Origin of the sequence: Streptomyces sp. NPDC127595 (assembly GCF_042671685.1) — a bacterium.
Lineage (GTDB): Bacteria > Actinomycetota > Actinomycetes > Streptomycetales > Streptomycetaceae > Streptomyces.
This window is the reverse complement of the sequence record NZ_JBHXWK010000001.1, coordinates 761,826-784,387: the sequence shown is the minus strand read 5'-3', so window position 1 is coordinate 784,387 and position 22,562 is coordinate 761,826. Positions and strand designations below refer to the sequence as shown.

Below are 22,562 nucleotides of genomic sequence, written 5' to 3'. Positions count from 1 at the left end.
CGTTCGATGCGCCTAGAAACGGGAAGGGCCCAAGGGTGCGACAGGAACGTAGAGAGGACCGTGGTGAGTGGGCGACCTCCGTCGCCCAGCTCGTGAAGCGGCGACGAGAGCCCGTGGTCGTCCAGGCGCTCAGGTCGGCGGCGGCCGCGACGATCGCGTACGTCATTGCCGTGCACCTCAGCCCCGAGCCCGCGCCGCTCACCGCGCCCCTGACGGCCCTGCTCGTCGTACAGGTCACCCTGTACTCCACGATCACCACCGGCATCCGGCGGGTGAACTCCGTGGTCGCCGGCGTCATCATCGCCATCGCCTTCAGCAGCCTGGTCGGGCTGACCTGGTGGAGCCTGGCCCTGCTGATCATCACCTCGCTGGCGGTGGGCCACCTCGTACGGGTCAGTGAGTTCGTTCCCGAGGTGGCGATCAGCGCCATGCTGATCCTCGGCGTCACCAGGGTGGGTGACACGGCGTGGGCCCGGGTGCTGGAAACGCTGATCGGGGCGGTCGTGGGACTCGCCTGCAACCTCGTACTGGCGCCACCGGTGTGGGTCGGCGTGGCCGGCGAGTCCATCGAGGATCTGGCGCGCCGGATGCGGCAGTTGATGCTGCGGATCGGCGAGGAGGCAGCGGGCCGCACCCCCGCCTCACTGGCGGCCGAGCGGCTGCACGAGGCACGCCGTCTGGACCACGACATCGTCGAGGTGGACGCGGCGCTGCGGCAGGCCGAGGACAGCCTGAAGCTCAATCCGCGCGTGCGTGAGGGCCTGCTGCACCGGGTCGTGCTGCGCACCGGCCTCGACACACTGGAGATCTGCACCGTGGTCCTGCGGGTGCTCGCGCGCAGCCTCACCGACCTGGCCAAGGAGCGTGAGCCGGAGCCGCTGTTCGAGCCGCAGTCCGGGGCCACCCTGGAGCAGCTGCTGTCCGAGGTCGCCGACGCCATCGTCAGTTTCGCCGTCCTGGTGACCACCGATGTCACCCGAAGCGCCGAGTCGGCGGAGGAGCGGCTCGCCGCGGAGCTCACCACGGCCGCCGCCACCCGCGACAAGCTGGCCCAGCTGTTCCTCGAAGAGATCCAGCGCGACGCCAGTCAGTGGGAGCTGCAGGGCGCGGTGCTCACCGAGGTCAACCGCATCATCGCCGAACTCGACACGGAGTACCGGTCCCGGCGGCTCCTGGAGGAGCTGGACCGCTGCGCACGCGAGGACCGCGAGCGCTGGCCATGGCTCACGCGGCTGCGCCCCTATCTGCGCGTCCCGAAGGTGCTGCGCCGGAACCGGCGCCCTGCCTCCCGTCGTTCTAAGTGAGGAGCCGCGGTTCTACGTGGGGTGGCGGCACGAGGAGGCTCCACGACCGTGCTTCACAACGACGAGGGGAGCGGACGGATGACCGACAGCACCGTGCGGATCGACGGGAACACGCTGCGCCTGCCGGGCGAGGTGCGGGTGCGGTTCATCAGGACCCTGCGCCTGCCCGAGAAGGGCACGCACGCGCTGCCTCCAGGGCTCGGCGAGTTCCCGATACGTCGTGTCGGGGACTACGCCGACACGGTGCCCGCCGAATGGCGGGCGCGCGGCGGTGTGATGCTGCCGGTGTATCTGCGCGAGGCGATGTGGCTGAGTTTCGGCGGTACGACGGAGCCGGCCGCCCTCCAGGTCGGCGTGGGCAAGGTGTGCGCTGTGTCGGGCAAGCCGTGGAGTCCCCGGCTCGGCCGGGATCCGCAGAACTATGTGGTGCTGCCCCGTCAGCCGTGGCTCGACGGGATCAACTCCGGCAAAGGCACGGTCCGCCAGTTCGTGGCGGTGCCCCTCGGTCTGGGCGCCACCGTCGAGGGCCAGGTCACCGGCCAGGAGGTGTGGGGCGGCGTACAGCTGCAGTCGTTCCCGCTGCGCGAGGAGGAACTGCGTGCCTGGCGCGAGGCGGAGCAGCGCAGGGCCGCGGCGCACAGGGAGATGACGGCGTTCGGCGGGGGTTATGGCGCCGCCCTCCCGATGGCGGCCGCAGCTCCCGCTCCGGGCGCCGCACCGGGTCCCGCCCGCGCGCCGGGCGGCAGGGCGAGGAGCGCGCCGGCGATGGGCCTCGGGGTCGGCGGCTCGATGCGTCAGGAGGTCTACGCGGACGACCGGCCGCTCAAGGCCTGGGCCGAGGAGCCCGCCGGGCGGGTGTTCGTGCACCTGGTGACGCCTCCGGAGTGGCGCCGCATCACGGGCGAGGCGCCCCCGCCCTCGCCCGTGGACCGCGCGGCCTACACCAGGGCGGGACTCCCCTGGTTCGACTACTACGACCAGGACGCCACGGACCTCTCCCCCACGGACACGCTCGGCTCGGTGCAGCCGGTCGGTGACTGGCTCGGCGACGACCACGAGCCCTGGCAGCAGCCTTCGCCGAACCAGGTGCAGCCGCTCGGGGACGCGCCGGGCAAGCCGGTCGAGGACGGCGACTGGTAACCCGGCGAAGATCCCGTTGCGCGGTCCGCAACGCTCATTGCCGTTCTTGCACTTCTCGGGTGCCGCACGTCAAGGTGGCTGTCACGGCTGAGGCAACCGAAACCCGAGGTGCAGGCATGAGCAGTGGGGCAGATCCGGCACGCGGCTCGGGCGGCGGCTGGACCAGGCGCCGTTTCGTCGGCGCGCTGGCCGGGGTCGCCTCGGTGACGACGGTCGCGGCAGCGGCCGTCGTCAGATCTGATCCCTCGCCGGCCGACCCCAAAACGGTTCCGCCGACGGCCGGCTCGTCCACGCCGCCCACCAACAGTTCCCGCCCACTGTTCCTCGGGACGTACACCTCGGTCGAGGGCGGCGGAAAGGGCATCGGCCTGGCCACGTACAACTCCGTGACGGGCAGCATCACCGGTACCGGCGCCCTCATCACAGGCGTCGGCGACCCCTCGTATCTCGCAGCCCATCCGGACGGCCGCACGCTGTACGCCGTCGACGAGCGGGAGGCTGGCAGGGTGACGGCAGTACGCCTCGCCGGGAACGATGTTCTCGGCTCGCGCGCCACCGGTGGCGCGAGCCCCTGTCACCTGTCCGTGCATCCGAGCGGGCGCTGGCTGCTGAGCGCCGACTACGGGTCGGGGACCGTGGCCGTGCACCCGATCGACGCCTCGGGCGCGCTCGGTGAGCGCACCGACCTCGTCACGCACACAAGTCCGGCGCCCGGTCCGGGTCAACAGGGGCCGCACGCCCACCAGTTCATCACCAGCCCCGACGGCGGCCATGTGCTCGCCGTCGACCTGGGCACCGACACCGTCTACACCTACCGCCTGGACGAGTCCAGGGGCACGCTCACCGAGGTCTCCCAGGCCCGCACCCGGCCGGGTGCGGGACCGCGCCATCTCACCTTCCACCCCGGCGGCCGCTTCGCCTATCTCGCCAACGAGGTCGACAACACGGTCGCGGTCTGCGCCTACGACCCGGCCAGGGGACGGCTCACACCGGGCGACCCGCAGCCCACGGGGACGGGTGCGGGCACGAGCTATCCGGCGCAGATCCTGGTGACCTCGAAGGGGTCGTACGCCTATCTCGCCAACCGGGGCCGCAACAGCCTGACGCGGTACGCGGTGGAGGCGGACGGCGCCCGTCTGAAGCTGCTGGACACCGTGCCGGTCGGCGGCGACTTCCCGCGCCAGATCGCCTTCTCGCCGGACGAGAAGCTGCTGTTCGCGGCGAACCAGAGGTCGAGCACCGTCAGCGTCTTCCACGTCGACGGCGAGAGCGGTGAACTCCGGCTCGCGGGCGAGCCGTTCGCCTCACCCGTCGCCGTCTGTGCGCTGCCGCTGTAGCGCGCGGGGGCAGGACGCGGCGCTGGCCTGATTGAGCAGGACGTGCATCCGCTCCGTGAGCTGCGCGACGCTGTCGGCGGGCTTGTGGAAGGGCAGCCGTACGTCGCCGTTGCCGCGCACCCGCTCGATGCGCAGCGTGAGTCCGTGGCGGTCGACGGCGAGAGGCTGGACGCGTACGGCGCCGTGCAGGCTGTCCGGTTCCACGAGCCGGGTCAGCCGGTCGATCGCGTCCGGGTGGGCGTCGGCGAGATGGGTGAGCAGCGCGGACTCCGCCGTGGCGAGGGGGTCGGGGTCGGCGTCGGCGAGCTCGCCGAGGTCGACCACGACGGTCCCGGTCGGCTGGCGCAGCACCGCGCGCGTCGGCCGGAACGCGAGATGCCCGTCTTCGGGAGCGAACCAGCCGGCGAGCCACAGCCGGGCGCGGATCCGGTTCCGTACGGGAACGGGTGCGACGTCGGCGAACTCCAGGACTGCGGACGGCTCGCCGCGAGGCGCGCAGATCGCGGCCGTGAGCAGCATGCTGTCGTCCGGCACGTGCAGGAGGATCCTGCCGTCCGCGGCCACGGAGTGCGCGCCGACGAACTCCTCCCGGCCGCCCTCCGCGGTCACCGCGCATGACCATGCTGCGGCAAGCACCGAGCGAGCACGCTCCGCCGCGGCAGGCGCGGCCGTCCAGGTGTGACGGTCACCCATCAGACTCCTCCTTAGGTAAGGCTTGCCTAAGCTATCGAAGATCCGGGTGTACGCCAACCACACTCGCCATCCTTTGAGAACGCTTTTGGCGCGCGGTGAGCCGACCGGGACTCAGGGAGCGATCGCACCCAGCAGCGCGCGGGCGCACAGATCGCGCACCTGTTCCCGGCTCAACTCCGAGCCCCGCAGCCACTCCAGGCACACGGACGTGGTGAAGGCCAGCCAGCCGCGCACGGCGATCCGCAGCTCAGCCTCCCCTTCGGGCGCCCGACAGATCTCCGGGTCCGCCGCGAGCGCCGCGAGGATCTGCCGCTCCTGTGCGGCGAGCGCCTGCTGATACACCTTCCGTACGGCCTGGTCACCGGCCGCGTCGGCACGGTGGAAAGCGCGGAAGCCGTGCGCGTGCTGCTCGACATAGCCGAGGAAGGTGTCGAGCCCTGCGCCGAGTTGCTCGCGCACCGGGATCCCGGGCACCGCCGCCGTCATGCGCAGCATCCGCCGGCTCTCGCGCTCGACGACGGCCGCGAAGAAGTCCCGCTTGGTCGGGAAGTAGTGGTAAAGCAGCCCGCGGGAGACTCCGGCGATCTCGGCGACCTGCTCGATCCACACCTCGTCGTACGGGCTCTCCGAGAAAAGGCACGCCCCGACCGAGAGAAGCTGCTCCCGGCGCTCCTCGGTGCTGAGGCGACGGCGCACCCGCTCACCCTGATTCCCGGACATGCCCGCACTTTACTTGACGTCGGTTCAACAACGGGATCACACTGAAATCCGCTATTGAACTGGCGTACAACAAACTCAATCTGCCGTAAGGGCAAGGGAGATGGCGTCATGGCGGAGACGACAGCGGCCACACTGCCCAAGGGGTTCCGCAGTGCTGAGCTGGGCTGGCCCGAGCTGCACCGCATTCCGCATCCGCCGCGCCGGGTACCGCTGATCGGCGACGCGATAGGCGCCAACGTCCGTACGCCCATCCAGGATTCGCTGCGGCTCGGGCGGCGGCTCGGGCCGATCTTCCGCCGTAAGGGCTTCGGCAAGGAGATCGTGTTCGTCTGGGGCGCGGACCTCGCGGCGGAGCTGGCCGACGAGTCTCGGTTCAGCAAGCATGTCGGCCTCGGGATCGCCAACCTCCGGCCGGTCGCCGGGGATGGACTGTTCACGGCGTACAACCACGAGCCGAACTGGCAGCTCGCGCACGACGTCCTGGCTCCGGGGTTCAGCCGCGAGGCCATGGAGGGCTACCACCCGATGATGCTCGCCGTGACCGAGCGGCTGATGGACCGCTGGGACCGGGAGCGGGCGGCGGGGAACGCGGTCGACGTGCCCGGTGACATGACGAAGCTGACGCTGGAGACGATCGCGCGGACCGGCTTCGGCCACGACTTCGGCTCCTTCGAACGCACCCGGCCACATCCCTTCGTGAACGCCATGGTGGGCACACTGACCTACGCCCAGCGCCTCAACTCCGTCCCCGCCCCCCTGGCCCCGCTGCTGCTCCGCGGCCCCTCGCGTCGCAACGCGGCCGACATCGCGTATCTCAACCGCACGGTCGACGCCGTGGTGACGGACCGTCAGTCCTCAGGCGGGGAAGGGGACCTGCTCGACCGGATGCTGGAGACCGCCCACCCCGAGACCGGGGAACGGCTGGCGCCGGAGAACATCCGCCGCCAGGTCATCACCTTCCTGGTCGCGGGCCACGAGACGACCTCGGGCGCCCTCTCCTTCGCCCTCCACTACCTCTCCCGGCACCCGGACGTCGCAGCCCGCGCCCGGGCCGAGGTGGACCGCGTGTGGGGCGACACGCCCCGGCCCGGCTACGACCAGGTCGCCAGGCTCCGGTACGTACGCCGCGTTCTCGACGAGTCGCTACGGCTCTGGCCCACGGCGCCCGCCTTCGCGCGCGAGGCCCGGCAGGCCACGGTTCTCGGCGGCGTCCATCCGATGCGGCAGGGAGCGTGGGCGCTGGTCCTCACGGCGATGCTGCACCGGGATCCGGACGTCTGGGGCGCGGACGCCGAGGAGTTCGATCCGGAGCGCTTCGACGCCAAGGCGGTACGGGCCCGGCCCGCGCACACCTTCAAGCCGTTCGGCACCGGGGCGCGGGCCTGCATCGGCCGGCAGTTCGCGCTGCACGAGGCGACGCTGGTGCTGGGGCTGCTGCTGCGCCGCTACGAGCTGCGGCCCGACCCCGGCTACCGGCTCCGCGTGGCCGAGCGGCTGACGCTGATGCCGGCGGGGCTGCGACTGCACCTCGAAGGCCGCACGCCCGCGCCGGACTCAGCTCCCGGCCGTCCAGTGGCCCGGGCGGGTGAGTAGCCCCGGCAGCTTCGTCCCGGCGCTGCCCCGGGCCGCGTTCAGCTGCGGCTGCGTCAGGAAGAAGGCGCCGGTCAGGTCCGCGTCCGTGAGGTCCGTGTCCCGCAGGTCCGCGCCGATCAGGTCGGCACCTCGCAGGTCTGCGCCGGTCAGGTCGGCGGCGATGAGGTAGGCGCCGCGCAGGTCGGCACCGCTGAGGTCGGCTCCCTTGAGGCGGGCGCCCATCAGGTCGGCGCCCCGACGGTCCTTCTTCCTTCCCCGGCCGACTCCCGCGCGCATGAGCTCGCTGGTCCGCAGCAGCAGCACGTTGACCTCCTGCCGGTGCGCGCCCACATCCAGGTCGCCCAGTTCCTCCGGGGTGCGGTGGGTGAGGCGCTCTGTGCTGTCGAGTGCGTGGCGGAGGTCGGCGTGGACGGGTTGGGCGGCGGGAAGCGTCAGGGCCTCATCGAGATACCAGAGCAGTTCGTGGAGTTGGCGCACGACCGGGAAGACGTCGAACATCTGCCGGGCCTGTTCACGGGTTCCCGCGCGCCAGTCCCGGCCGCCGAAGGTGACCTGCGAGACCTTCTGGCCGGCGCCGAAGCAGTCGTACACCGTGCAGCCCGTGAAGCCCTTCCGGCGCAGTTCCGTGTGGATGCCGCACCGGGAGTCCGTCCGCAGGTTCGGGCACGGCTTCCCCGCGTCCTTGTCGATCGCGAAGTCGGCCGAGCGGGTGAAGGGCAGGGCGACACAGCAGAGTCCGAAGCACTCCCCGCAGTCCGCCTCCAGGTCGAGGCGCCGGTCACGGGCGGTTCCGCTGTCGTCTTGCATGAGGCTCAGCCTACTGAACTGGGGGTATGCGGGTTTCGCCCCCTCCGCCCCTGCCCGTCCCGTACCTGGGGGCTGCCGCCCCCAGCCCCCCGCCTGTCGCGCTGAACGCGCTCGTCCTCAAACGCCGGACGGCTGAGAATCCAGCCCCTCCGGCGTCTGAGAAGCGGAGGTCCAAGGGGCGGAGGGGGCGAACAAACCCCCACCCACACCACCACGCCCCCACCCCGCTTCTGGAGTTTTGGAGGCACACCCGGTATCGAGGCAGCCATGGACAAGACACCAGCCCCACGCGGGCTGCCCGCCCCTCCTCCACAGGGCGTGAGCGCACTGCCCCCGGGGACCTTCGACGGCTCGCTGGTCCTGGTCACCGGCGGCGGCACCGGACTCGGCAAGGCGATCGCGACGGAGTTCGCCCGCCTCGGCGCCGACCTGGTGATCGCCAGCCGCGGCGAGGAGCATCTGCGCTCCGCGCAGCAGGAGTTGGCGGCCACGGGCACGCGGGTCACCACGACCGTGTGCGACATCCGGGACCCGGAACGCATCGCCGAGGTCTTCGACACCTGCGGCCTCCCGGACGTCCTGGTCAACAACGCCGCCGCCAACTTCCCCGTCCCGGCAGAGGAGATGTCCCCGAACGCCTGGCGAGCGGTCGTCGACATCACACTCACCGGCACGTTTCTGATGACCCGTGAGTTCGGCAGGCGCCATCTGGCCGCGTGCACACCGGGCTCGATCATCAACGTCGGTGCGTCGTACGCCTGGACGGGCGGCCCCGGTTTCGCGCACAGCGCGGCGGCGAAGGCCGGCGTACTCAACCTGGTGGAGACGCTGGCCGTGGAGTGGGGGCCGTACGGCATCCAGATCAACGGGCTGGTGCCCGGACTGATGCCGCACGAGGACATGACCGCGGACATCCGCGGCAACCTGGACCGGGCCGACGGACACGACACGCGCCAGCCCGCCCTGCGGGTCGGCGCCCCGCGCGAACTCGGCTGGGCCGCCACCTTCCTGGCCTCCCCCTACGCCCGATTCATCACCGGTCACACCTTGGTGGTGGACGGCGCGAACTGGCAGCGCAGGGGGATCGTCAGCCCGCCGGTGGTGCCGGTGAGGGAGCAGCTGGGGCGGGGCCCCTTCACCGGCTGACCGTACCGATGACGCGCTGAGCACGCGCCGCGAGGATATCCCGAACTGCCGCACGAGGCGCGCCTGTTGGGCCACTGCCAGCCGCGCAGCAGCCTGGACGCGACCGCGCCGCCCACAAGAGCGCCGGAGTCGGCACGGTTCTCCATCTTCGGTCGGAGAACGAGGACAGATGCCTCGAAGTCCACGCCACGCACGACAGAGACACGCCGGTCACTTCCCTTCGAAACGCGGCACTCGACGAGCCCCCTTGGCCGCATAGCCCTCGCGCGAGTCCTCGGACGTCAGCGTGAGCGCCGCCGACATCGCGGTGCGGTCGAGGGCGGCCCCGAGACCGGCATCGGCGAAGGCGTCGATGTCACGCTTGATCCCCTGCACGGCGAGGGGGCCATTCGCCGCGATCTCGGTGGCGACGCCTCGGGCCGACTTGTCCAACTCGTCCCGGCCGACGACCAGCTGGACCAGGTGCAGGCGTTCCGCCGCGACCGCGTCCAGCCGCCGTCCGGTCAGCGCAAGGAACTTCGCCCAGCCGGCGCCCGCCTCGCGGGCGATCCGCAGATCTCCGCCCGCGTCCACCGCTACCCCGAGCTGCGCCTCGGGGAGTGCGAACACCGCGTCGGCCGAGGCGATCCTGAGGTCCGCCATCAGGGCGAGCTCGAATCCGAAGCCCAGGCAGTAGCCCTGTACGGCCGCGACGACCGGCTGCGGCAGCCGGGCGAAGGCGGAGAACCGCTCATGTGCCCAGCGCAGGCCCTCGTAGTAGTTGCGGACACGCTCGGAGCCGGAGCGGCCGGTGATGGCACCGCCCGGCGCGGTGACGTCGATCCCCGCGCAGAAGGCCCGGCCCTCGCCCCGCAAGAGGACCACCCGGATGGACTCGTCGAACCGGATCCGGTCGGCGAACAGGCCGAGTTGGCGCGTGGACTCCCAGCTCCAGGCGTTGAGTTTCGCCGGGCGGCAGAGGGTGAGAACGCCGATGCCGTCCTCGATGTCGAGGCGCAGCCGCTCCTCACCCTCCGGGATGTCCGTACATGTGGTGTCGATCATCCGTGCCCCCTCCGGATTCTGACGGCTCGTCAGATTCTAGGGGAGCCTCAAAACCCCAAAACCTCAAGGGCTCAAGGGCTCAAGGGCTCGGAACCTCAGACCTCGTCGCGGGTGAGTGCCAGCAGCCGGTCCAGGACACGCGGTCCGCCCGCTCGTACGCCGTCGTGCTCGAACTCGTCGGTCACCCACGTGCGCAGCCCCCGGATGGCGCGTGCCGTGCGCAGGGCGTGCTCGGTGTCGACGTACATGTCGTCGTGGTAGACGGCCGCGGCGACCGGCACCTCGTTGGCCGCGAGCCGGGCGGTGTCGTACAGCGGCTGCCAATCGGTGCGGGCGGCCAGTTCCTCGGCGGTGTCGCGCAGCGGGCGCAGCGCCGGGTCGGTGTCGAAGGTCCAGGGGTGCACGGACTCACCGGTGAACAGCAGCGGCCGGTCGTCCGCAAGGGCCTTGGCGGCGTCGAACTGCGGGAACTCGGCGCGCACCCGCTCGGCGGACCAGGCAGTGGGGCGGTCGTCCTGGGCGTAGCAGGCCTCGTGGACAAGGGCGTACAGCGGGTGGCCCGCGTACGACAGCAGTCCCTGCACCTCTTCCTGGAAGGCGTCGGAGAGGGCCGGACCCTGTGGGGTGCGGACGAAGGCCTGCTCCAGGAGGTAGTGGAGGCGGTGGCTGCCGTCGCTGCCGCCGAGGAGGATGCCGAGCGACTGGAAGGCCTCGGCGGTCAGGCGGAAGCCGCCGGGCAGGACCGGTTCGTGCTGGAGGAGGTACTCCGCGATCCGGCGGGCCCGCTCGACGTCCTGCGGGTAACGCGCGTAGTGCGCGACGACTTTGCGCTCGATGCGCGGATACGCGGCCCGGTAGACGTCGTCCGCGTGGCCGTCCAGGGTCGGCAGTCCGCCGGTGATCAGAGCGGCGCTCAGGCCCTCGGGCGCGGTGGACAGGTAGTGCACCGCGCAGAAGCCGCCGAAGCTCTGGCCCAGTACGGTCCAGGGTGCGCCGCCGGTGAGCCGTTGGCGGATGACCTCGCAGTCGCGGACGATCGAGTCGGCACGGAAGTGCGTGAGGTAGTCGGCCTGTTCGCGGGGGCCGCCGCGCAAGGGCAGGGTCTGCCGGTTGGCGGGGGTGGAGTTGCCGGTGCCGCGCTGGTCGAGGAGCAGTACCCGGAAGTCCCGCAGGGCTCGGCCAAGCCAGGCCTGCTTGCCGACGAAGCGATTCGCCCCGAAACCGGGACCGCCCTGGAGATAGACCAGCCACGGCAGGTTCTGGTGTGCCTTCTCGCTGGCGACGACCTCGCGGGCGAACACCTCGATGCTCTCCCCCGCCGGGTCGGCGTGGTCGAGAGGCACGGTGAAGTGTCTGTCGGTGAGGACGACACCGGGCTGGCGGTAGCTGACGGTCAACAGGGCTCCCGAGACGTACGGTTTCCAGGCTGCGTCACAGTTGAGCACATGATCCGCGAGCTGCCGAGCCCAGGGATCAAGAAATCCTACTGAACAACGGCTCAGCGTGACGGTTGCCGCAACTGAACGGCCACTCAGCGCGCCGACAGCCACTTGGCGAGGACGACCTTCTGCTGGTTGCCGCCGGAGCGCGTGGACACGGCGTCAGCGATCCGCGCGTACTTCACCTGGAGCCTGACCGCCCAGTCGAGCGAGCGACTGCGCTCGGCGCCCCGTCCACCAGTCCGGCCCGCACGGTCGTAGGCAGCCCGGTCAGGCCGATGTTGCGCTCGATGGACGCGGTGCCTGCCGGCGGGGAGCGTTTCGCGTACATCTGCACCAGGACCTGGTCCCCTGTGCCTGCGTGACCGCCCGGCGCGTGGGCCATCGCCAGGGCACCTCGTCGGCGGCGGCGCCCGCAACGCCCTGCTGTGCCGGCTGACCGCCGACGCCTGCGGCCTGCCCGTGGTGGCGGGCCCGGCGGAGGCGGCGGCGCTGGGCAACGTCCTTGTACAGGCACGCGCGTACGGACTCGTCGGGGATCGCGCGTCGATGCGGCGGCTTGTGGCTCGTACACAGCCGTTGCGGCGATACGAGCCGGGGGCGACGCGGCCGCCTGGCGGGCCGCCGAGGAGCGGCTGCCGACCGGCCCGTGAGAGGGGGCTCCCCTGTCGCGCGCCCGCCGCGTACGCTGCACTCATCCGATGATCGATCCCGAGGAGCCGCGATGCGTGTCGCCCTGTTCCTGACCTGTGTCAACGACACGCTCTATCCGGACACGGGCCGCTCCGTGGTGAAACTGCTGACCAGGCTGGGCGTCGAGGTCGACTTCCCGATGGCGCAGACCTGCTGCGGGCAGGCGCACTACAACACCGGGTACCGGCACGAGGCCGAGCCGCTCGCTCGTCATTTCTCCGATGTATTCGGTGAGTACGAGGCGATCGTGACGCCGTCCGGGTCCTGCGGCGCGATGGTGCGGGAGCTGTACCCGCGGATGGGCGAGCGGGCGCGCGCAGAGGGGCGCGGGGACACTCTCGCGGCCACGCTCGCGCCGGTCGTGCCGAAGACGTACGAGCTCACCGAGTTCCTCGTGGACGTACTCGGCGTGACCGACGTCGGCGCGTACTACCCGCACACGGTGACCTATCACCCCACCTGTCACGGTCTGCGCAGCCTCGGTCTCGGCGACCGCCCGTACCGGCTGCTCCAGGCGGTCAAGGGACTCGAGCTGCGCGAGCTGCCCGGGGCCGACGAGTGCTGCGGCTTCGGTGGCACCTTCGCCGTCAAGAACGCCGACGTCTCCGCCGCTATGGGCGCCGACAAGGTGCGCAACGCCGAGTCGACAGGCGCCGATGTGCTGTGCGCCGCCGACAACTCCTGCCTGATGCACATCGGCGGCACGATGAGCCGCCTCCACACGGGCATGCGGCCCGTGCACATCGCGGAGATCCTGGCGAGCACGGAAGAGGAGCCGAGCACAGTCATCTCAGAGGAGCCAGGCGCATGAGCGGGACCTTCGTCGGCATGCCGGCCTTCCCCAAGGCCGCGCACGAAGCGGTGCACAACGCGACCCTGCGCGGCAACCTGCGCCACGCCACCCACACGATCCGCACCAAGCGCGCCAAGGCGGTCGCGGAACTGGCGGACTGGGCGGAGCTGCGCGAGGCGGGCAAGCAGATCAAGGACCACACCCTCCGCCATCTCGACCGGTACCTGGTTCAGTTGGAGGAGTCGGTCACGGCGGCCGGTGGCACCGTGCACTGGGCCGCCGACGCCGACGAGGCCAACCGGATCGTCACGGAGCTGGTGAAGGCGACCGGCGAGACCGAGGTCGTCAAGGTCAAGTCGATGGCCACGCAGGAGATCGCCCTCAATGAGGCGCTCGAAGCCGAGGGCATCCACGCCTACGAGACCGATCTCGCGGAACTCATCGTGCAGTTGGGCAAGGACCGCCCCTCGCACATCCTGGTCCCCGCCATCCATCGCAACCGCGGCGAGATCCGCGACATCTTCGTCCGCGAGATGAGCGAGTGGGGCCGCCCGGCTCCCGAGGGCCTCACCGACACGCCGGCCGAGCTCGCCGAGGCCGCCCGGGTCCATCTGCGCGAGAAGTTCCTGCGCGCCAAGGTCGGCGTCTCCGGCGCCAACTTCATGATCGCCGAGACCGGCACGCTGGTGGTCGTGGAGTCGGAGGGCAACGGCCGGATGTGCCTCACCCTCCCCGAGACGCTGATCTCGGTCGTCGGCATCGAGAAGATCCTCCCCACCTGGCAGGACCTGGAGGTTTTCCTCCAGACCCTCCCGCGCTCCTCGACCGCCGAGCGCATGAACCCGTACACGAGCACCTGGACCGGCACCACCGACGAGGACGGCCCCCAGACCTTCCACCTGGTCCTCCTCGACAACGGCCGCACCGACACGCTCGCCGACGAGGTCGGCCGCCAGGCCCTGCGCTGCATCCGCTGCTCCGCGTGTCTCAACGTCTGCCCGGTGTACGAGCGGGCCGGCGGCCACGCGTACGGCTCGGTCTACCCCGGCCCGATCGGCGCCATCCTCAGCCCCCAACTCCGGGGCACCGCAAGCGAGATCGACGCCTCACTCCCGTACGCCTCCTCCCTGTGCGGCGCCTGCTACGAGGTGTGCCCGGTCGCCATCGACATCCCCGAAGTGCTCGTCCATCTGCGCGAGCGGATCGCCGAGGGCGGTCCGGCCACCAGCCAGGGCAACAAGGTCGTCCTCAAGCCCGCCAAGGGTCACGCGGCCGAGCGGGCGGCGATGCGCGCGGCCCGCTGGGCGTTCAGCCACCCCGGCGCCCTGCGCACCGGCCAGCGGCTCGCCTCCCGCACCCGCCGCTTCCATCCGCGGACGCTGCCCGGCCCCGGCAGGGCGTGGAGCGAGACCCGTGATCTGCCGACGGTGCCCGCGGAGCCGTTCCGGGACTGGTGGCAGCGTACGAACGGTGGAAAGGACACGGCGAAGTGAGCAGCAGGGAACTGATCCTGGGCCGGGTGCGGCGCGCGATCGCGGACGTACCACAGGACGACACGCCGTACGACCAGGCCATCGACCGGGGCTATCTGCGTGAGCACGGTGCTCGGAGTGTCGCGGAGACGGTGGATCTGCTCGCGGAGAACCTGGCGGACTATCGGGCGATCGTGCACCGGACGGATCCGGTGGAACTACCGTATTTGATCATGCGGCTGCTGGCTCAGCGTGGCCCGCAGTACGTACTCGTGCCGCCGTGGTTGCCGCCCGAGTGGATGTCGGCCGCCGATCCCACCCGGGTGCACGACCGTGGAGTGAGTACCCCTCATGAGCTGGACAAGGTGGCGAGTGTCGTCACCGGCTGCGCACTCGCTATCGCCGAAACCGGCACCATCGTGCTCGACGGCTCCCCCGACCAGGGCCGCCGCCGCATCACCCTCATCCCCGACCACCACATCTGCGTCGTACGCGTCCCCGACCAGGTCGTCGCCTCGGTCCCCCAGGCCATGGAACGCCTCGACCCGACCCTCCCGCTGACCTGGATCTCCGGCCCGTCCGCGACCAGCGACATCGAACTCGACCGGGTGGAGGGGGTGCACGGTCCGCGCACCCTAGAGGTGGTGCTGCTGAGCGGAGAGTGACCGGCGCGGTTAGCGTGAGTGCATGATCCGGTTCGAACAGGTCACCAAGCGGTATCCGGACGGCACGACCGCCGTGGACGGCCTCTCCTTCGAGGTCGCCGACGGCGAACTCGTGACGCTGGTCGGCCCGTCCGGCTGCGGCAAGACGACGACTCTGATGATGGTCAACCGCCTGATCGAGCCGACGTCCGGGCAGATCTTCGTGAACGGCGAGGACATCGCCACGGTCGACCCGGTGCAGTTGCGCCGCCGGATCGGTTACGTCATTCAGCAGGGCGGCCTCTTCCCGCACCGGACGATCCTCGACAACACCGCGACCGTGCCGTCGCTGGTGGGCTGGAAGAAGGCGAAGGCGCGGGCGCGGGCCGCCGAGCTGCTCGATCTGGTGGGCCTTGACCCGAAGACGTACGGGGCACGCTATCCGGAGCAGCTGTCGGGCGGTCAGCGCCAGCGGGTCGGCGTGGCGCGGGCGCTGGCCGCCGATCCGCCGGTGCTGCTGATGGACGAGCCGTTCGGGGCCGTGGACCCGGTGGTGCGGGAGCAGTTGCAGGACGAGTTCCTGCGGATGCAGCAGGCGGTGCGCAAGACGGTGGTGCTGGTCACGCACGACATCGAGGAGGCGGTGCGGCTCGGCGACCGGATCGCGGTGTACGGGCAGGGGCGCATCGAGCAGTTCGACACGCCGGGCGCGGTGCTCGGCACGCCCGCCACGCCGTACGTCGCCGAGTTCGTGGGCGCCGACCGCGGGCTGAAGCGGCTCTCGGTAACGGAGATCGAGCCGAGCGACCTCGAACAGCCGCCGGTCGTCCGGCTCGACGAGCCCGCCGAGCAGGCGGCGGCCCGGATGCGGGCGGAGGGCGCGCGCTGGGCGGTGGTCCTGGACACCGAGGGCGATCTGCACGGCTGGGTCGGCGTCGGCGAGATCGAGGCGGGCGGCTCCGTCCGTGACCTCGTCCACCGGATGAACTCCTGGGTGGCCGTGGGCGCCCCGCTGAAGCAGGCCTTCGGCGTGATGCTCCAGCACGACGCGGGCTGGGTCGCCGTACTGGACGGGGCTCGCTTCCTCGGTGTGCTGACCCCGGCGAAGCTGCACGAGGCGTTGCGCCGGTCGGTGGACGCGGACGCGCTGGGCGTGTCGCGGGGTCAGGTGGAGTTCGACTCGGTGGCGGATGCCTGAGCCGTGGACGGCGCGGGGCGCTCCGGGCGGTGCGAACGGTCGAGGAGTCCGAAAGCCCAGCGTTCGTTGAAGCCCGCCAGGAAGCCGACGCCGCACCAGAACCCCCAGAAGGCGGTGCCCTGTCCTTCGGTGTTTCCCGCGCAGATCTCGATCGTGGTGGCCGGCATGTCGAACAGCTTGATGAAGCCGGCGCTGAGCAGGAAGTAGACGGCCAGCGCCAGGATCCAGCCGACGAAGATGCGGTAGACGCCCTCGTGACGCATACCTCGGGCCATCTGCCCGGGCGCGACGGTGCCCCGGTCGCCGTTCGTCCTGCGCCGCGACAGCTCCCCGCCGGTGTTGCGCAGCCGCACGAGGACGCTGAGCACCGCGCCGAACGCGCCGACTCCCCCGCACACGAAGGCGCCCATGAGGCTCCAGCGGTCCGTGCAGCCCATCTCGATCCCCACCAGGTCGAGCAGGCCGGTGCCTCCCACCAGCAGGGGCACGGTCAGCAGCACCATGCTGATGAGCGCGCCCAGGGTGAGTCCCACGTTGATGCCGCGGCTGACGGCCAGCGCACAGTCCTGGTCGATGCGCGCCCGCAGCCCGGAGATCTCCTTGTTGAGGTAGTCGCCCAGATAGCGGTTGGCGGCCCCGGGCTGCTCGGCGAGCAGCCGGTGGTCGCGCAGGACATTGTTGAGCACGCAGCCGATGGTGACGCGCATCGACTGTCTGGTCTGCCACTCGAAGGCCCGCTGCGATTCGCCGTAGAGCAGTTGCAACTGCATCTGTTGCCTGGGATAGCTGCTGCCGAACCACTCGTAGGCCTTCTCGCGGCCGGGCTCGACGAGATTCGCCAGTCCGTCGGCTTTGGTGTCGGTGCGGGCCCCCAGGACCGCCTCACGTAATACCTGGCGCCAGGTCCGGCGCATACCCCCGTTGTCCCCCATGGATCAGGTGTACCGATGATCACCCCGCCCGAAAAGCAGTTCACCGCACCAGTTCGGTAACTGGCGTCACGGGCCTGTCACTTCAGCAGGCCCTTCTCCTTCAGATAGGTCCGTGCCACGTCCTCGGGGAGCCGTCGCCAGCTGTCCACCCGCTCGTTCATGGACGCCAAGTCGGCAGTGGTGAGTACGTCGTTGAGCTTGCCGAGTGCCTTGGTGACGCCCTCGCTGCCGGCGCGGGAGCGGTTGACGACGGGGACGATGTAGTCGGCGTTCTGCAGGTGTTTGTCGTCGGCGAGGAGGACGAGCCCGAAGTCGCCGAGCGTCGCGTCCGTCGTGGTGGTCAGCACCATCTGGTCCTGGCCGTTCTGCACGGCCAGTTTGGCCTGTGTGGTGCCGACGCCCTTTGGGTCGACGGCGGTGATGTCGATGCCGTAGGTCTTCTTCAACCCCGGTTCGCAGTACGGCCGTTGCACGCACTCGTCGCCCGCCGCGAGCCGCACCTTCAGGCCGGACTTCCCCAGGTCGCTGAGCGTCTTGAGGTGGTGCTGAGCGGCGTACGCCTCGGTCACGGCGAAGGCGTTCTGGTCGACGGCCTTCCCCGCGTCGAGGACGGTGAGGCCCCGTGGCGTGGCCAGCTTGCGCAGGGCGGTCATGGTGGCGTCCAGGTCGGGCGAGCCGACCGGCGGTGCGTCGGCGCCGTTCGTCTTGGCGTTCAGCCAGTCCGCGAAGGTGGCCGCGTATTCGGGGACGACGTCGATCTGGCCCGATTCCAGGGCGGGTTCGTACAGTTCGCGGTTGGCGACGGTGAGCATCGAGGTCTTGTAGCCGGCCTGGTTCAGGAGCAGCGCGTACATCTGGGCGAGCAGGTCGCTCTCGGTGAATCCGGCCGAGCCGATGGTCAGGTGTTTGCTGTCGCCGGGCGGGGCGGTGACCGCGCCCTGGTTCTCCAGGGACGGGCCGGTGGTGCAGCCGGTCAACGCCACCAGCGTCAGCAGTGCAAGGTGGCGCCCGCGCGGCGCGCGTGGTGGTCCCGCCGATCGCGTAGGTCTCATCGCGATCCCCTCGCCCAGCTCGGTGCCAGTCGTTCGGCGATCTCGAAGATCCCCTCGACGATGAGCGCGAACACGGCGACCAGGACGGCGCCTGCGACGACCTGCGGCGTACTCGCCAGGTTGAAGCCGGCGGTGATGATCCGGCCGAGTCCGCCGCCGCCCGCGAGTGCGGCGATGGTGGCGGTCGCGACGAGTTGTACCGCGGCGATCCGGACCCCGTTCATCACCAGCGGGAGCGCGAGGGGCAGTTCCACGCGGAACAGCATCTGCCGCCCGGTCATCCCCATCCCGCGCGCGGACCGCACCACGCTGCGGTCGACCTCGCGCATCCCGACGTACGCGTTGGTGAGCAGGGGCGGTACGGCGAACAGGACGAGGGCGACGACGGTGGGGCCCTCGCCCCAGTTCCCGACCGGGGTGAGGAGCAGGAGCACCAGCACGGCGAAGGTGGGGACGGCGCGGCCGACGTTGGAGATGTTGACGGCGAGCGCGCCGCCCTTGCCGAGGTGGCCCAGGACGAGGGCGATGGGCAGTGCGATGAGGCAGCTGATGACCAGGCAGACGACGGTCAGGACCAGGTGCTGGCCGAGCCGGTGCCAGATGCCGTCGGCGCCGGACCAGTTGGCGGAGTCGGTGAGCCAGTCCCAGGCGTCCGTCAGTGTGTTCATCCGCGAGCCGCCCTTACCCAGGGGGTGATCAGCCACTGCACGCCGAGGAGCAGGAGGTCGGCGAGGACCGCGATGACGACGCACAGCACGGACGCGGTCAGGACCTGGGCCTTGAAGTAGGTGTTCATGCCGGCGTAGATGAGGTTGCCGAGCCCGCCGAAGCCGACGATCGCCCCGACCGTCACCAGTGACACCGCCGAGACCATGGCGATCCGCAGGCCGGCCATGGCGGCGGGCAGGGCGAGGGGCAGTTCCACGGTGAGCAGCAGCCGGATCGGCCCGTAGCCCATGCCGCGCGCGGCCTGCCGGGTGTCCTCGGGTACCGCGCGCAGTCCCGCGAGGATGTTCCGGACGAGCAGGGTCAGCGAGTAGAGGACGAGGCCCGCGACGACGAGCGCCGCCGACAGGCCGTACACGGGCAGGAGCAGCGAGAACATGGCCAGCGACGGGATCGTGTAGAGGATCGTCGTCACGGCGAGGACGGGCCCCGCCGCCCAGCCCCAGCGGCGCGCGAGGACGGCCAGCGGTACCGCGACGACGACGGCGATGAACACCGCGAGCGAGGTCAGCTGGAGGTGCTGGACCACGGCGTCGAGGAGGATCTGGCGGCGGGTGCTCAGATACTCACCGCAGATCCACTCGTTGCGCGCGAGGCAGTCGTCCGGGGGCGCGGTCACCTGTCCATTGCACCTGCCTGGCAAGGGGCTCGGCGCGTTGTGGTGACCCGTACGGGGTGTCGCTGGGTACACCCCGGCATACGGGTTCTGCGCCCAATGTGGTCCGGCCCGGCTCTCCGTAGCGTCGTTGGCGAGGCACAGGGCGTGCCGCACGGAGGGTGATGACGATGTTTCGCAGCACCGCGCGACGTACGAACGACTCGGGACCCGCCCCGGAGGCTCTGCGGCTGGTCAAGGTCACCAAGACCTATGGGGCCGAGGAGAATGCCGTGACCGCGCTGGACGGGGTGACGCTCACGCTGGCCCGGGGCACTTTCACCGCGGTCATGGGGCCCTCGGGGTCGGGCAAGTCCACGCTGTTGCAGTGCGCGGCCGGGCTCGACCGGCCCGACTCCGGGATCGTGATGGTCGACGGCGCGGAGATGACGGGCGGCAGCGAGGCCGAGCTGACGAGGTTCCGGCGGCGCCGGATCGGGTTCGTGTTCCAGCAGTACAACCTGCTGCCGACGCTGACCGTCGCCCAGAACACGGTGCTGCCGCTCAAGCTCGCCCGGCGGCGTGTCGACCGCAAGCGGGCCCAGGAGACCCTGACGGCCGTCGGTCTCGGCGACCGGCTCGGCCACCTGCCCGACCAGCTCTCCGGAGGCCAGCGGCAGCGCGTCGCCATCGCCCGGGCGCTGGTCACCGAGCCGCGCGTGATCTTCGCGGACGAGCCGACCGGAGCGCTGGACACGCGCAGCGCGCGGGATGTGCTGCGGCTGCTTCAGGAAGCGGTACGGGTGCACGGCAGGACGGTCGTCATGGTGACGCACGACCCGGTCGCCGCCTCGTACGCCGACTCCGTCGTGTTCCTCGCGGACGGACGGCTGGCCGGCTCGATGCACGCGCCGACGGCCGACGCCGTGGCCGAGCGTCTCGCGCACCTGGGTGACGACACCACGGCGGGGGTGTGAGCCATGTTCGCTCTGGCCTTGCGTTCCATCCGGCAGCGCCCCGGGCGCTTCACCTCGACGCTGCTGTCCGCCTTCCTGGGCGCGGCGATCATCATGACCTTCAACGCGATGCACGACACGGCTGGGCAGCCGGGCATCGACTCCGTGAGCGCGGAGTCGCTGACCACGGCGGCGAGCGTCGTCGGCGGTTACGGTTCCCTGCTGGTGTTCTTCGCGGTCGCCTCGACACTGACGGTCAATGTCCGCCAACGCGCCGATGAGATAGAGCTGTTGCGCTGCTCGGGGGCGACTCCGGCACAGATCAAGCGGATGGTGGTCGGCGAGTCGGTGGTGGTCGCGCTGGTGGGCGCGGTGCTGGCGATCGGTCCGGCGATGCTCGGCGGGACGGCCCTGCTGGACGTGTTCCACGACAGCGGCCAGGTCGCCCGGTCCGTGGACTACTCCTTCGGTCCCGTCGCGCTCATGTCGGGACTCTGGATCACGGTGCTCGCTTCGGCGGGCGCGGCGTTCCTCGCGGTGCGACGGGCGACGCACCGGCGTCAACCCCGGGGCGGCGTACGGAAGTTCTTCGCGTACGCGGCGCTGGCCGTCGGCGGCCTCGCGGTCCTGTCCACCTTCGGGTTCTCCTCGACGGACGCCGCGCTGATGGCTGCTCCCGCGTACGGGGCGATCCTGCTGTCCGTGGGGTTGGCGCTGCTCTCGCCGCAGCTGCTGACGGGGCTGCTCGACCGGCTCGCGCTGACGAGCCCGAGCGGCTATCTGGCCGTACGGAACATGCGCCGCCGTGCAGCCGAGTTGTCCGGGGTCCTGATGCCGCTGATCCTCTTCACCGGCATGGCGACCGCGACGCTCTATATGCAGGCGGTCGAGAGCGACGCGATCAAGGCCTCGGGCATTCCGAAGACCATCGACGCGAAGAACCTCGAAACCCTGAATCTCGTGGTCGTCGGCATCATCGTGGTCTTCTCCTGCATCATGCTGATCAATTCGCTGTACGCGGCGACGACTTATCGCAGCCGGGAGTTCGGCCAGCAGCGGCTGGCCGGCGCGACACCGGGCCAGGTGCTCGGAATGATCGGTGTGGAGGGCCTGGTGGTGACGGTCACCGGTGTCGTCCTGGGCACCGTGGCCGGGCTCGCCGGGCTCCTGCCCTTCACCATCGTCCGCACGGAAGCTGCCTGGCCGGACCAGGGCCTCGGTATCTGGCTCACCATCGTCGCGATCGCGGGGGCGGTCACGCTGGGGACCAGCCTGTTCACGGCCCGGCGTACCCTGCGGACGCCCGCGGTGGCGGCGGTGACGACGGCCGCGTGACCGCGGTGCACCCATGAGGGCGGCCGGGCGTACTCGCCCGGCCGCCCTCGCGCGCCGAAGCTGAGGCCGCGTGGGTCCAGAGGCACTCGCCGCTCAGGGCGCGTCGGTCCCCACCTGCTCGCGCAGTGTGGCGCAGCAACCGCTGATCAGCCTGGAGACGTGCATCTGCGAGATGCCCAGTTGCTGCGCGATGCCGAGTTGGGTCATCCCGCCGAAGAAGCGCAGGTAGAGGATGGTCCGGTCGCGTTCGGGGAGTGTGCGCAGCGCGGGTTTCACGGCCTCGCGGTCGACGACCAGGTCGAAGCCGGCGTCGGGCTCGCCGAGGGTGTCGGCGAGGTCGTATCCGTCCTCGCTGCCCGGCAGTTCGGCGTCCAGGGAGAGCGCGGCGAAACAGTCGAGGGCCTCCAGGCCGGTGCGTACCTCGTCCTCGGTCAGGTGCGCGTACTCGGCGATCTCCGTGACGGTGGGCCGTCGGCCGGGGATCGTCTGCACCAGGTCCTTGAGGGCGGCGCGCACCCGGTTGCGCAGGTCCTGGACGCGGCGGGGCACGTGCAGGACCCACATGTGGTCGCGGAAGTGCCGTTTGATCTCGCCGGTGATGGTCGGCACGGCGTAGCTCTCGAAGGCGTTGCCGAGGTCGGGGTCGTATCGGTCGACCGCCTTGACCAGTCCCAGGGCGGCGACCTGGTTCAGGTCCTCGACGTTCTCGCCCCTGCCCCGGAACCGGCTCGCGACGCGCTGCGCCATGGGCAGCCAGGATTCGACGAGTTCGTCGCGGAGTGCCTGCCGCTCGGGCCCGTCGGGCAGACCGGAGAGCCGGGCGAAGGCCACGGCGGTGTCGGGGGCGTCATCGTGCGGATGGTGCTTCGTACTGACCGGGACGTCGGGCATGGTGCTCACAACCCTCGTGGTGCTGAGTGGACAGTCACCATGGGAGGGCGCG

General features: G+C 70.8%; 21 protein-coding genes and 2 pseudogenes. 12 read left to right on the top strand and 11 right to left on the bottom strand.

The window, feature by feature from the left end; translation table 11 throughout:
- The first annotated feature begins 35 nt into the window (after positions 1-35).
- The 3 genes from ACFVKT_RS03270 (at position 36) to ACFVKT_RS03260 (ending at position 3,781) form a co-directional block, all read left to right on the top strand.
- The gene (locus ACFVKT_RS03270) at positions 36-1,304 is read left to right on the top strand and encodes an aromatic acid exporter family protein (protein ID WP_385726996.1); all 1,269 of its coding nucleotides are present in this window, start codon (positions 36-38) and stop codon (positions 1,302-1,304) included.
- A gap of 78 nt (positions 1,305-1,382) precedes the next feature.
- A complete protein-coding gene (locus ACFVKT_RS03265; protein WP_385726994.1) occupies positions 1,383-2,444 on the top strand; it encodes a hypothetical protein in 1,062 nt (353 codons plus the stop codon).
- A gap of 116 nt (positions 2,445-2,560) precedes the next feature.
- Entirely contained in the window at positions 2,561-3,781 is a 1,221-nt protein-coding gene (locus ACFVKT_RS03260; RefSeq protein ID WP_385726992.1) for a lactonase family protein, read from the top strand.
- Here the strand turns inward: ACFVKT_RS03260 and ACFVKT_RS03255 are convergent.
- Positions 3,749-4,474: a DUF2470 domain-containing protein gene (locus ACFVKT_RS03255; RefSeq protein WP_385726991.1), complete on the bottom strand. Its 726-nt coding sequence runs from the start codon at positions 4,472-4,474 to the stop codon at positions 3,749-3,751. The genes ACFVKT_RS03260 and ACFVKT_RS03255 overlap by 33 nt on opposite strands.
- 111 nt (positions 4,475-4,585) lie before the next feature.
- The gene (locus tag ACFVKT_RS03250) at positions 4,586-5,194 is read right to left on the bottom strand and encodes a TetR/AcrR family transcriptional regulator (protein ID WP_385726990.1); all 609 of its coding nucleotides are present in this window, start codon (positions 5,192-5,194) and stop codon (positions 4,586-4,588) included.
- Positions 5,195-5,302: 108 nt separating this feature from the next.
- On the opposite strand from ACFVKT_RS03250, the gene ACFVKT_RS03245 reads away from it, so the two are divergent.
- The gene (locus ACFVKT_RS03245; protein ID WP_385726988.1) at positions 5,303-6,787 is read left to right on the top strand and encodes a cytochrome P450; all 1,485 of its coding nucleotides are present in this window, start codon (positions 5,303-5,305) and stop codon (positions 6,785-6,787) included.
- Here ACFVKT_RS03245 and ACFVKT_RS03240 read toward each other — a convergent pair.
- On the bottom strand, positions 6,749-7,594 hold the full coding sequence (locus ACFVKT_RS03240; RefSeq protein WP_385726986.1) for a pentapeptide repeat-containing protein: 846 nt from the start codon (positions 7,592-7,594) through the stop codon (positions 6,749-6,751). The two genes, ACFVKT_RS03245 and ACFVKT_RS03240, sit on opposite strands and share 39 nt — an antisense overlap.
- Before the next feature lie 267 nt (positions 7,595-7,861).
- Here ACFVKT_RS03240 and ACFVKT_RS03235 point away from each other — a divergent pair, with 267 nt between their 5' ends.
- On the top strand, positions 7,862-8,740 hold the full coding sequence (locus ACFVKT_RS03235) for an SDR family oxidoreductase (RefSeq protein WP_385726984.1): 879 nt from the start codon (positions 7,862-7,864) through the stop codon (positions 8,738-8,740).
- 210 nt (positions 8,741-8,950) lie between these two features.
- On the opposite strand, the gene ACFVKT_RS03230 is transcribed toward ACFVKT_RS03235, so the two are convergent.
- From ACFVKT_RS03230 to ACFVKT_RS03220, 3 genes and pseudogenes are all read right to left on the bottom strand, one after another.
- Entirely contained in the window at positions 8,951-9,784 is an 834-nt protein-coding gene (locus ACFVKT_RS03230) for an enoyl-CoA hydratase/isomerase family protein (protein ID WP_385726982.1), read from the bottom strand.
- 95 nt (positions 9,785-9,879) lie between these two features.
- Positions 9,880-11,181: an alpha/beta fold hydrolase gene (locus tag ACFVKT_RS03225; protein ID WP_385726980.1), complete on the bottom strand. Its 1,302-nt coding sequence runs from the start codon at positions 11,179-11,181 to the stop codon at positions 9,880-9,882.
- Positions 11,182-11,324: 143 nt separating this feature from the next.
- Positions 11,325-11,518: pseudogene (locus tag ACFVKT_RS03220) on the bottom strand (D-xylose ABC transporter ATP-binding protein); the annotation flags it as partial.
- Positions 11,519-11,616: 98 nt separating this feature from the next.
- Between ACFVKT_RS03220 and ACFVKT_RS03215 the strand changes: the two are divergent.
- The 5 genes and pseudogenes from ACFVKT_RS03215 to ACFVKT_RS03195 all read left to right on the top strand — a co-directional run.
- Positions 11,617-11,876: pseudogene (locus tag ACFVKT_RS03215) on the top strand (FGGY-family carbohydrate kinase); the annotation flags it as partial.
- 71 nt (positions 11,877-11,947) lie between these two features.
- A complete protein-coding gene (locus ACFVKT_RS03210; RefSeq protein WP_385726978.1) occupies positions 11,948-12,727 on the top strand; it encodes a (Fe-S)-binding protein in 780 nt (259 codons plus the stop codon).
- On the top strand, positions 12,724-14,202 hold the full coding sequence (locus tag ACFVKT_RS03205) for a LutB/LldF family L-lactate oxidation iron-sulfur protein (protein WP_385726976.1): 1,479 nt from the start codon (positions 12,724-12,726) through the stop codon (positions 14,200-14,202). Before ACFVKT_RS03210 ends, ACFVKT_RS03205 begins: the two co-directional genes overlap by 4 nt.
- Positions 14,199-14,846, top strand: a complete 648-nt coding sequence (locus ACFVKT_RS03200) for a lactate utilization protein C (RefSeq protein ID WP_385726974.1) — start codon at positions 14,199-14,201, stop codon at positions 14,844-14,846. Before ACFVKT_RS03205 ends, ACFVKT_RS03200 begins: the two co-directional genes overlap by 4 nt.
- 22 nt (positions 14,847-14,868) lie before the next feature.
- Positions 14,869-16,023 (top strand): ABC transporter ATP-binding protein, encoded by a 1,155-nt coding sequence (locus ACFVKT_RS03195; RefSeq protein ID WP_385726972.1) that lies wholly within the window; start codon positions 14,869-14,871, stop codon positions 16,021-16,023.
- On the opposite strand, the gene ACFVKT_RS03190 is transcribed toward ACFVKT_RS03195, so the two are convergent.
- From ACFVKT_RS03190 to ACFVKT_RS03175, 4 genes are all read right to left on the bottom strand, one after another.
- Complete coding sequence (locus tag ACFVKT_RS03190) at positions 15,990-16,955, bottom strand: hypothetical protein (protein WP_385726970.1); 966 nt, start codon at positions 16,953-16,955, stop codon at positions 15,990-15,992. The two genes, ACFVKT_RS03195 and ACFVKT_RS03190, sit on opposite strands and share 34 nt — an antisense overlap.
- Before the next feature lie 77 nt (positions 16,956-17,032).
- Positions 17,033-18,007, bottom strand: coding sequence for an ABC transporter substrate-binding protein (locus ACFVKT_RS03185; RefSeq protein ID WP_385726968.1), 975 nt, complete (start codon positions 18,005-18,007; stop codon positions 17,033-17,035).
- Positions 18,004-18,675 (bottom strand): ABC transporter permease, encoded by a 672-nt coding sequence (locus tag ACFVKT_RS03180; protein WP_385726966.1) that lies wholly within the window; start codon positions 18,673-18,675, stop codon positions 18,004-18,006. The genes ACFVKT_RS03185 and ACFVKT_RS03180 overlap by 4 nt, the downstream gene beginning before the upstream one ends.
- Positions 18,672-19,352, bottom strand: coding sequence for an ABC transporter permease (locus ACFVKT_RS03175; protein WP_385726964.1), 681 nt, complete (start codon positions 19,350-19,352; stop codon positions 18,672-18,674). The genes ACFVKT_RS03180 and ACFVKT_RS03175 overlap by 4 nt, the downstream gene beginning before the upstream one ends.
- A gap of 161 nt (positions 19,353-19,513) precedes the next feature.
- Here ACFVKT_RS03175 and ACFVKT_RS03170 point away from each other — a divergent pair, with 161 nt between their 5' ends.
- Together ACFVKT_RS03170 and ACFVKT_RS03165 are read left to right on the top strand one after the other, a co-directional pair.
- Positions 19,514-20,305: an ABC transporter ATP-binding protein gene (locus ACFVKT_RS03170; RefSeq protein WP_385726962.1), complete on the top strand. Its 792-nt coding sequence runs from the start codon at positions 19,514-19,516 to the stop codon at positions 20,303-20,305.
- Between the two features lie 3 nt (positions 20,306-20,308).
- Positions 20,309-21,619, top strand: coding sequence for an FtsX-like permease family protein (locus tag ACFVKT_RS03165; protein WP_385726961.1), 1,311 nt, complete (start codon positions 20,309-20,311; stop codon positions 21,617-21,619).
- A 93-nt stretch (positions 21,620-21,712) separates the two neighbouring features.
- On the opposite strand, the gene ACFVKT_RS03160 is transcribed toward ACFVKT_RS03165, so the two are convergent.
- A complete protein-coding gene (locus ACFVKT_RS03160; RefSeq protein ID WP_385728114.1) occupies positions 21,713-22,510 on the bottom strand; it encodes an RNA polymerase sigma factor SigF in 798 nt (265 codons plus the stop codon).
- Positions 22,511-22,562: the final 52 nt, after the last annotated feature.

Excerpts from the sequence above, each read along its gene's own strand:
- ACFVKT_RS03160 (WP_385728114.1), bottom strand. The coding sequence starts at position 22,510 with ATGCCCGACGTCCCGGTCAGTACGAAGCACCATCCGCACGATGACGCC.
- ACFVKT_RS03250 (WP_385726990.1), bottom strand. The coding sequence starts at position 5,194 with ATGTCCGGGAATCAGGGTGAGCGGGTGCGCCGTCGCCTCAGCACCGAG.
- ACFVKT_RS03170 (WP_385726962.1), top strand. The coding sequence starts at position 19,514 with ATGACGATGTTTCGCAGCACCGCGCGACGTACGAACGACTCGGGACCC.
- ACFVKT_RS03165 (WP_385726961.1), top strand. The coding sequence starts at position 20,309 with ATGTTCGCTCTGGCCTTGCGTTCCATCCGGCAGCGCCCCGGGCGCTTC.
- ACFVKT_RS03245 (WP_385726988.1), top strand. The coding sequence starts at position 5,303 with ATGGCGGAGACGACAGCGGCCACACTGCCCAAGGGGTTCCGCAGTGCT.
- ACFVKT_RS03205 (WP_385726976.1), top strand. The coding sequence starts at position 12,724 with ATGAGCGGGACCTTCGTCGGCATGCCGGCCTTCCCCAAGGCCGCGCAC.
- ACFVKT_RS03185 (WP_385726968.1), bottom strand. The coding sequence starts at position 18,007 with ATGAGACCTACGCGATCGGCGGGACCACCACGCGCGCCGCGCGGGCGC.
- ACFVKT_RS03190 (WP_385726970.1), bottom strand. The coding sequence starts at position 16,955 with ATGGGGGACAACGGGGGTATGCGCCGGACCTGGCGCCAGGTATTACGT.
- ACFVKT_RS03255 (WP_385726991.1), bottom strand. The coding sequence starts at position 4,474 with ATGGGTGACCGTCACACCTGGACGGCCGCGCCTGCCGCGGCGGAGCGT.
- ACFVKT_RS03240 (WP_385726986.1), bottom strand. The coding sequence starts at position 7,594 with ATGCAAGACGACAGCGGAACCGCCCGTGACCGGCGCCTCGACCTGGAG.
- ACFVKT_RS03180 (WP_385726966.1), bottom strand. The coding sequence starts at position 18,675 with ATGAACACACTGACGGACGCCTGGGACTGGCTCACCGACTCCGCCAAC.
- ACFVKT_RS03195 (WP_385726972.1), top strand. The coding sequence starts at position 14,869 with ATGATCCGGTTCGAACAGGTCACCAAGCGGTATCCGGACGGCACGACC.
- ACFVKT_RS03260 (WP_385726992.1), top strand. The coding sequence starts at position 2,561 with ATGAGCAGTGGGGCAGATCCGGCACGCGGCTCGGGCGGCGGCTGGACC.
- ACFVKT_RS03265 (WP_385726994.1), top strand. The coding sequence starts at position 1,383 with ATGACCGACAGCACCGTGCGGATCGACGGGAACACGCTGCGCCTGCCG.
- ACFVKT_RS03210 (WP_385726978.1), top strand. The coding sequence starts at position 11,948 with ATGCGTGTCGCCCTGTTCCTGACCTGTGTCAACGACACGCTCTATCCG.
- ACFVKT_RS03235 (WP_385726984.1), top strand. The coding sequence starts at position 7,862 with ATGGACAAGACACCAGCCCCACGCGGGCTGCCCGCCCCTCCTCCACAG.
- ACFVKT_RS03230 (WP_385726982.1), bottom strand. The coding sequence starts at position 9,784 with ATGATCGACACCACATGTACGGACATCCCGGAGGGTGAGGAGCGGCTG.